The organism is Streptomyces palmae, from assembly GCF_004684805.1.
Taxonomy (GTDB): Bacteria; Actinomycetota; Actinomycetes; order Streptomycetales; family Streptomycetaceae; genus Streptomyces; species Streptomyces palmae.
Genome location: NZ_SRID01000305.1, coordinates 1 through 8,521, shown reverse-complemented (window position 1 = coordinate 8,521; position 8,521 = coordinate 1). Strand labels below are relative to the sequence as shown.

At 73.9% G+C, this 8,521-nt stretch carries 7 protein-coding genes; all 7 read right to left on the bottom strand.

Annotated features, from left to right (window positions below; genetic code table 11):
- Positions 1–128 precede the first annotated feature (128 nt).
- Positions 129–2,567 (bottom strand): SpoIIE family protein phosphatase, encoded by a 2,439-nt coding sequence (locus E4099_RS24700; protein ID WP_386389271.1) that lies wholly within the window; start codon positions 2,565–2,567, stop codon positions 129–131.
- A gap of 287 nt (positions 2,568–2,854) precedes the next feature.
- Positions 2,855–3,193, bottom strand: a complete 339-nt coding sequence (locus E4099_RS24695) for a hypothetical protein (RefSeq protein WP_135341323.1) — start codon at positions 3,191–3,193, stop codon at positions 2,855–2,857.
- Positions 3,194–3,289: 96 nt separating this feature from the next.
- A complete protein-coding gene (locus E4099_RS24690; protein ID WP_135341322.1) occupies positions 3,290–4,933 on the bottom strand; it encodes an AMP-binding protein in 1,644 nt (547 codons plus the stop codon).
- Between the two features lie 65 nt (positions 4,934–4,998).
- Positions 4,999–6,003, bottom strand: a complete 1,005-nt coding sequence (locus E4099_RS24685) for an acyl-CoA desaturase (RefSeq protein WP_135341321.1) — start codon at positions 6,001–6,003, stop codon at positions 4,999–5,001.
- A 15-nt stretch (positions 6,004–6,018) separates the two neighbouring features.
- Positions 6,019–6,840, bottom strand: coding sequence for an SDR family NAD(P)-dependent oxidoreductase (locus E4099_RS24680; protein WP_135341320.1), 822 nt, complete (start codon positions 6,838–6,840; stop codon positions 6,019–6,021).
- Positions 6,837–8,165 carry a protoporphyrinogen/coproporphyrinogen oxidase gene (locus E4099_RS24675; RefSeq protein WP_135341319.1) on the bottom strand — a complete coding sequence of 443 codons (1,329 nt, stop codon included), beginning with the start codon at positions 8,163–8,165 and terminating at the stop codon, positions 6,837–6,839. The genes E4099_RS24680 and E4099_RS24675 overlap by 4 nt, the downstream gene beginning before the upstream one ends.
- 3 nt (positions 8,166–8,168) lie before the next feature.
- The coding region (locus tag E4099_RS24670) for an AfsA-related hotdog domain-containing protein (RefSeq protein ID WP_280923523.1) at positions 8,169–8,521 on the bottom strand (353 nt) is incomplete at its 5' end.

The following is an 8,521-nucleotide window of genomic DNA, read 5'->3' as shown; positions in this document are numbered from 1 at the left end:
TGCCCGGGGTGATCCGGGGGCCCGGGGAGTCGGCGTCGTCCCGGTCGTCCGGGGTGCGCTGCCGGCGGGGTGCCTGAGTCCTGGGGCGCGGGCGGGCCCGGCCGTCGGGCCGGGACGGGTCCGGCCCGTCAGTCCAGGGTGGGCAGTGGTCCCGGGAGGTCCTGCTCGGCCCAGATCAGCTTGCCGCCTGAGGTGTAGCGGGTGCCCCAGCGGCGGGTCAGCTGGGCCACCAGGAACAGCCCGCGCCCGCCCTCGTCGGTGGTGCGCGCGTGCCGGAGCCGGGGGGAGGTGTTGCTGCCGTCCCAGACCTCGCAGATCAGCGCGGCCTGCCGGATCAGCCGCAGCCGGATCGGCCCGGTGGCGTGCCGGATCGCATTGGTGACCAGCTCGCTGACCACCAGCTCGGTGGTCATCCCCAGCTCGTCGAGGTCCCACTCGGCGAGTTGGCGGCCGACCATCGCCCGGGCGTTGCCGACCACCGCCGGGTCGGCGGGCAGGTCCCAGGAGGCCACCTGATGCGCCGCGAGCCCCCGGGTGCGGGCCAGCAGCAGCGCCACGTCGTCCTCCTGCGGGCCGTCCAGCATGGAATCGATCACCCGGGAGCACAGCCGGTCCAGCGGCAGGTCGGGCCCGGCCAGCGCACGGCCGAACCGGCTCATCCGCTCGTCCACGTCCTCCCCGGTCGAGGCGAGCAGCCCATCCGTGTAGAGGGCCAGCAGACTGCCCTCGGGCAGCTCCACCTCCGCGGCCTCGAAGGGCATGGCCCCGAGCCCCAGCGGCGGCCCGGCGGGCAGTTCCGGGAAGCAGACCGTTCCGTCCGGCTCCACCACCGCGGGCGGCGGGTGCCCGGCGCGGGCCATGGCGCACACCCGGGTCAGCGGGTCGTAGACGACGTACAGGCAGGTGGAGCCGAGCAGCGCGGTGGCCACCGAGGGGTCCTGCTCCTCGGTCAGCCGGATCACCAGGTCGTCCAGGTGCGCCAGCAGCTCGTCCGGCGGCAGGTCCATGTCGGCCAGGGTGCGCACCGCGGTCCGCAGCCGCCCCATGGTGGCCGCCGCGTTGATGCCGTGCCCCACCACATCGCCCACCACCAGCGCCACCCGCGCCCCGGACAGCGGGATCACGTCGAACCAGTCGCCGCCCACCCCGCCCTGCACCCCGGCGGCCGGCAGATAGCGGCTGGCGACCTCCACCGCGGTACCGCTGCACACCTCCCGCGGCAGCAGGCTCTGCTGGAGCGCCAGGGCCAGGGCGTGCTCCCGGGTGTAGCGGCGGGCGTTGTCCACGGCCACCGCGGCCCGGGCGACCAGCTCCTGCGCCAACTGCTGGTCCTCCTCCTCGAACGGCTCGGGGTTCACCGACCGGGCGAAGGTCACCACGCCCAGCAGCTTTCCGCCCACCCGCATCGGCATCCACATCCCGGCGTGCAGCCCGTGCTCCCGCACCTTCTCCGCCCGGGCCGGGTCCCGCGCCATCCAGCCGGGGCTGGGGGAGTCCGGGTCCACGACCCCCCGGAACGCCTCGCCGTCCGCCACACAGCGCTCGTACGGGGCCGGCTCCGGAGCGCCGATCGGGTCGCCGATGGCCACCACCGACTCCGGGCAGCCCTCGTGCACCGACAGCTGGGCGGCCCGGCGCAGCTGTCCGCGCATCTCGGCCGGTCCGGTGGCCGGCTCGTCCCCGTGCAGCACCGCGCTCAGCAGGTCCACGGTGATGAAGTCGGCGACCTGGGGCACCGCCGTCTCGGCCAGCTCCTGGGCGGTGCGCTGCACGTCCAAGGTGGTGCCGATCCGTGCGCCGGCCTCGTTGAGCAGCGCCAGCCGGCGTTCGGCCCGCCACCGGTCGGTGACGTCCATGACCTGGTAGTAGACGCCCAGCACCCGACCGTCGGAGTCCTCCAGGCGGAAGAAGGAACTGGAGAAGGCGCGCAGCCGGCCCCCGTCCCGGGTGTGCCCCTGGTACTCGTAGTTGGTCACCGCTTCGCCGGTGGCCAGCACCTGGCGCATCATCCGCTCCAGCGGCTCGGTGTACGAGGGGCTCAGCACCTCCGAGGGCCGGCGGCCCAGCCGCTGCTCGCGCGGCACCCCGCCGAACCGCTCCAGGGTGTCGTTGAGCCACAGGTAGCGCATCTGGGGGTCGAGTACCGCCATGCCCAGCGGGGAGCGGGTCAAGAAGCCCTCGATCACCTGGTGGCCCCAGGTCGGGGCGCCGGCCAGGTCGGTCGCGGTCACCAGCCAGCGGCGGTCGCCGTCGGCCTCGGCCACCGCGGAGATGCGCAGCCCCAGGTCCACCTGGTGCCCGTCCCGGTGCCGGGCGGTCACCGAGCCGGACCAGCCGGGCCCCTGCCACGCCCGGCCGGCGATGTCGGCGGCCCCGGCCGCGTCCTCGGGAGTGGCCAGCAGCACCGCGGCCGGGCGTCCCAGCACCTCGGCGGACGGATAGCCCAGCAGGTGCTCTGCGGCGGGCGTCCAGCCGACCACGACACCCGCGCCGTCCAGCATCATCCAGGCGGCGGGTGCCATCTCGAACGGCCCGTCCATCGACGCGGCTGTATCAGCAGCGGCCATGCGGAGTCCTCTTCCGTCCCCCGCTCTTCATGCTAGGTCCGGTGGCCCGCCCTCGCGCGCAGGACCGCCCCCGGGGGTGGCGCCGCCGGAGGACGGGGGAGCGGGCCGGTCATCGAGCCGTTCGCGGCGGCCCGCTGCCCGGGGCGGGCATCGGCCCGCCGACCGCGGCGTGTTTCGGTCGGGAGCCGGCCCGCCGTCCGTGCCGTGCCCCGACGGCCATCCGTGCCCCGGCCGGGGCGCCGGCGGCCCCGCGCCCGGGCCGGGCCGGCCGGGGCCGGCCCCGCGGGTCAGTCCTCGGCGGGGACCGCCACCACCACGGTGGTCCCGGTGTACAGCGCGCCGTCCTCCTCGCTCACCTCGTATCCGGTGTCGACCGCGCGCACCACCAAGGGGCCATGCCCGTGCAGGTGCACGGTCTGTCCGATCGCGGGGATCGGCACCGGGGACTGGGCGCCGAAGCGGGCGATGGTCCCGGCCCCGCGGCCGTCATGGTCGTAGACGAACTCGACGTCATAGCGCGCGGGCCCGGTGGCCTTTCCGCGGTCCAGCCGGTCCAGCTCGTTGCGGGTGGCCTGCTTCTCGGCCTCGGCGACTTCAGCGATCACGTGGGGCAGCTCATTGGTCATACGAACCATCCTGCCAAAGCCGCCCCCCGCGGCCCGGCCCGCCCGGCGGGTCGGGCCGCGGGCGTGCCGCGACGCGTCCCGTGCGATGACGCCCCGTCAGTACTCCACGGTGGCCAGCGGTTCCAGGCTGCCGTCCTCCAGCATCGCGCGGCAGCGGTAGTGCTGGATCTTGCCGCTCGGCGTCTTGGGCAGGGTGCCGCGCGGCAGGAACAGGCAGGCGGCGAGGGCGACCCCGGAGCGTTCCCGGGCCACCGCCGCCGCGCTGTCCGCGATGGGCGCGTAGTCCTGCGGCTTGCCCTGGGCCTCCATCATCAGCACCAGCCGGGATCCGGCGGCCCCGCCGAGGTCGACCAGCGCGGCGCACCCCTTGCGGACCTGCTCCAGCGAGCCGACCGCCGCCTCGATCTCGCCCGCGTAGATCTTCCGGCCGCCCACCGAGATCATGTCGTCCGCCCGGCCGACCACATACAGCTCGCCGTCCAGCAGGAACCCCAGGTCATCGGTGTGCAGCCAGCCGTCCGTGAAGCGGGCCGCGGTGCGGGCCGGGTCGTTGTAGTAGCCCTGTGCCAGGCTCGGGGAGGCCACCATGATCTCCGAGACCAGGCCGTCTTCCCCGGTGTCCCCCGCGCGCACCTCCACGCCCGGCAGCGCCACTCCGTTGGAGACCAGCCGGGTGGCCCGCGGGTGGTCCTCCTCGACCTCCATGACCTTGCCGTCCACCAGGGCGGCGCCGTCGAAGACCCGGGAGACCGGCGCCTGCGCCCAGGGCTTGCCGGTGACCGCCAGGGTCGCCTCGGCCATCCCGTACGCGGGCTGGAAGGCGGTGTCGGTCAGACCGTACGGGCGGAACTTCTCGGTGGCCGCGGTCAGCGTCTGCCACTCCACCCGCTCGGCGCCGATCACCGCGGCCCGCAGCCGCAGTTCGCGCGGCAGCTCGGCCCGGCCCTGGGCCCGGGCGGCGAGGTAGACGGCGGTGCTGGTGCCCGCCGTCATGGTGGCCTGGTACTCGGACATGTCCCGGAACCAGGAGCGCGGCGCCATGCCGAACCGCTCCGGGGTGGACAGTACGAAGTCGAAGTCGTACGCCCAGGAGTAGAGCAGGCAGCCGAACATCCCCATGTCGTGGGAGAGCGGCAGCCACGAGGCGACGGTGTCGTTCCCCGGCCGGCCACCGGTCAGATGGAGGATGATGGCCAGCTGCTCCTCGATGGCGCGCGTGGTCAGGGCGCAGCCCTTGGGCACGCTGGTGGAGCCGGAGGAGTACTGGATGAAGGCGATCTCCTCGGGACCGGGCGGGCTGGGTTCGATCGGCGCGGCCCCGCCCTCGCGCAGCGCCGACCAGCCCAGCACCGGCACCTGGGAGGTGAGATCGGCCGGGACCATGGAGGTGAGCCAGTCGTCCACCAGCAGGACGGCCGGTTCCAGGCCGCCCGCCAGTGCCGACACCTGGTGGCCGTAGTTCTCCACGCTCTGGCCCCGGGTGGGCAGCGGCAGCGAGGCGACCGCGCCGCCCGCCAGCCAGACGGCCAGCAGCCCGCGCACCGTCTGAGGGGTGTTGGTGAGGATGGTGGCGACCCGTGTCCCGGGCCGTACCCCGGCCGCCCGCAGCCCGGCCGCCATGGTGTGGGCGTCGGCCGCCACCTCGCGCCAGGGGGTGTGCTCGAAGGTCTCACCGTTCCACGCGTGCAGCACCCCGCGCGCGGAACCGTTGGTCAGGGCTTTCCAGAAGTCGATGCGCATGGTGCCTTCCCGGTTCTCGACCCGCTGTCCGTCCGTCGACGGCTGTCCTCGGCTTGTGCGGCCGGCTACTCGACGTCGACCAGGGACTCCCCCTCGGCGGTGCGGTCGGCCATCGGCGCGATCTTCTGCTGGCTCTCCAGCAGCGTCCGCTTGTCCGCCGAGGCGCTGGAGACCCGGCTGACGCCCGCCTCCCGCATCTCCATCCGCTCCGGGTCGATCCGGATGACCTTCCAGGCCAGGCGGGTCTTCTCCATGCCCCAGATGAGGATGGCGCTGGGGTCGACCTCGTACCACTTCATGCCGTGGTGCGCCGAGCGGGGGAAGGCGTGGTGGTTGTTGTGCCAGGCCTCGCCGAAGGAGGGGATGGCCAGCCAGAAGACGTTGCGCGAGTGGTCGGTGGTCTCGAAGCGGCGGCGGCCGAAGTAGTGGCCGATGGAGTTCACCGCGTAGGTGACGTGGTTGATCAGGAAGATGCGGACCAGGCCGCCCCACAGCATGCCGGTGAACAGCGCCTGGACGCTCCCGCCGGTGATCGCGTAGGCCAGCAGGCCCGGTGCCACCACCCCGGCGAGGGTGACCAGCAGCAGGTTCTCGCTGAGCCAGCGCAGCGGCTTCTCCCGGACCAGGTCGGGGCAGTAGCGCATCGGGTCGGAGGTGAGCTTGGTGTCGAACAGCCACCCCAGGTGGGAGTGCCACAGCCCGGCCATCATGCCCTTGAAACCGGGCGGGAAGTCCAGGTGCGGGCTGTGCGGGTCGCCCGGCTTGTCGGACACCCGGTGGTGCTTGCGGTGGTGCGCGGCCCAGATGATCGGCGGGCCCTGGCCGGCCAGCACTCCGGCGGTGGCCAGCCCGTAGCGGATGGGCTTGTAGGTCTCGAAGGACCGGTGGGTCAGCATCCGGTGGTAGCCGGTGGAGATGCCGAACCCGGAGATCACGTACATCACCAGCGTGACCACCAGGTCCGACCAGTGGAAGACGCTGTTCCACAGCAGCACCATCGCCCCGAGTACGGCCGCGAGCGGCACGATCGACGCGATGAGCATGAACCAGCGGTGTTCTCTACCGTCCATGGTTTCCTCGGTTCCTCACTTCGGGAGAGCGTCAGCGGTCGCACGGACGCCCCGGGCCCGGCGCAGTCGGGGCAGGATCGTGGTGCGCAGCACCGGGAAGAGCAGTGCGCGGGGGGTGTGGCGGCCCGCGAGGTTCTGTGCCTTGGCCACCGGCCCGGGCACCACCACCCGCCGGCCGCGGGCGAGTCCGGCCAGCCCCGCGGCGGCCACCCGGGCGGGGGTGAGCCAGGCCAGGATCTTCTGGTCGGTCAGCCCCGGGATGCCGCCGGCCTGGTAGAAGCCGGTCCGTACCGGGCCGGGCGCCAGCAGGGTGCAGCTCACCCCGGTGCCGCGCAGCTCGGCGTGGAGCGACTCGGCGAAGGTGTTGGCGAACGCCTTGCTGGCGGAGTACGTCGCCGCCGTGGGCACCGGCTGGCGGCCCGCGGTGGAGCCGGTGACCAGGATCCGGCCGCGCCGCCGGGCCAGCATGCCGGGCAGCACGGCCAGCGTCAGCTGGTGCAGCGCCACCACGTTGACCTGGACCTCGGCCGCCTCCTTGGCCGGGTCGTTGGCGGCCAGCGGACCGCAGGTCGGGAAGCCGGCGTTGGCGCACAGGACGTCCACCTCGGTGACCGACAGCTCCATGGCGAGCCGCTGCCGCGCGGCCGGGTCGGCCAGGTCGCAGGGGACCACCCGCACCTTCACCGAGTGGTCGGCCCGGATCCGCGCCGCCAGCTCCTCCATGGCCGCGGCGCCGCGCGCCACCAGCCACAGGTCGTGGCCGCGGGCGCCCAGCCCCCGGGCCAACTCGGCGCCGATGCCCGCGGAGGCCCCGGTGACCACCGCCAGAGGGCTCACCGGGCCCCCGCCACATAGGAGGCCAGCCGGGCCGCCGCGGCGTTGCCCGAGCGGCAGCACGCCTCGATGCACACACCCTGGATGTAGTCGCCCGCCAGCTCCAGGCCGGGCAGCGCGGAGACCGCGCCGCGGACCTCGGCGAGGAAGTCCGCGTGCAGCGGGAGGTAGCCGGAGTAGGCGGCGTCCCAGTGCTTGACCAGGGTGGCCACCCGCTCGGCGCGCGGCGCCCCCAGATGGGTGCGCAGCACCTCCTCGGTGCGGCTGGTCAGCGCGTCGATGTTCGCCGGGGAGAGGTCGGTGAGCCGGCCCCCGCGCCCGCTGTAGGTGTAGCGGACGATGTGCCGCTCCTCCATGCCGTACGAACCGGCGTTGCTGCACGGCCCGTCGTCCATGGCCAGCGCCCGCACCTCGCGGGTGAACATCGGCCGGTCGTACTCGACCAGCACCACGGTGGCCGGGAAGTACCGCACGTCCGCCAGGCGGCGGCCGAGCGAGGGCCGCTCGGAGCCGACGATCTTCGCCGTCGCGTAGGCCGGGGTGGCCAGCACCACGCCGTCGTAGCCCAGCTCCTCGGCCGGCGCGCCGTGTTCGGACACGGTCAGCCCGGTGACCCGCCCGCCGCGGATCACCAGGCCCTCCACCCGGGTGCCCAGCCGTACGGTGACCCGCTTGGCCATGGCGTCCAGCGCGGGCTGGATGCCGCCGCCCAGCTGGTCGTAGTGGTCCATCAGCATGGCCAGGTTGGTGCCGAAGGTGCCCGGGTAGACCTCGTCGGGCTCGGCGCCGTTGTTCCGGATCACCATCGGGCGGACCAGCATCTCCGTCATCTGCCGCCCGAAGTAGGAGCTGAGCGGGGCGCGGTCGTGGCGGCGCGAGAGGCGGGTGAAGTAGCGGGAGCCGAGGAAGCGGTTGGTGTCGTCCATCCGGATGCGCGCCGCCATCGCGGCCATCCGCGCCACGTCCCGGGTGGATCCCATCGCGCGGATGTTCTTCAGCGTCTGGCCGCGGCGCTCGCTGTCCAGGGTGAGGACCTTGCCGTCCTTGATCCGGGACGCGTTGTAGCCGAAGGACTCGTAGGCGTCGACGCCGAGTTCGGCGGTGAAGGCGCGGAAGGCGGAGTAGCGGCGGCCGATGTTCTTGCCGCCGGTCATCACCGGCCGGTCGCCCAGGCGCGCCACCCCGAACCGGCCGCCCAGGGTCTCCTCCGCCTCGATCAGCTCCACCTGGTGGCCGGTCAGCTCCAGACGGAGGGCCGCGGCCAGCCCGGATATGCCCGAACCGACCACCGCCACCCGGCCGCGGCTACCTGCTCGCTGAACTGTCATGGATCAGAACTCCTTGGCGTGGGCGTGAGGGTGTGCGGGGGATGCCGGGGCACCGGGCTCGGGCAGCAGCTCGACGCTGCCGGTCACGATGGCCTTGCCGAACTGGTGGAGGCCGACCGCCACCGGCACCCGGCCGTCGGCGGTGGCCGTGCCGACCTCGGCGGTGCACTCCAGGTCGGCCTCGAACTCCCCGAAGTCGAGGAAGGCGGCCTCGAAGCCGACGGCGAGCGCCCGCGGCGAGGGGAGCGCGCCGGCCCGGCAGGCCGCGTCCAGCGCCGCCTGCCGCAGCCCCTCGGCGATGGCCGGCCCGGGCATGTGGTCGTACTCGTGGTCGAAGAGGGCGGGGTGGCGGGGGT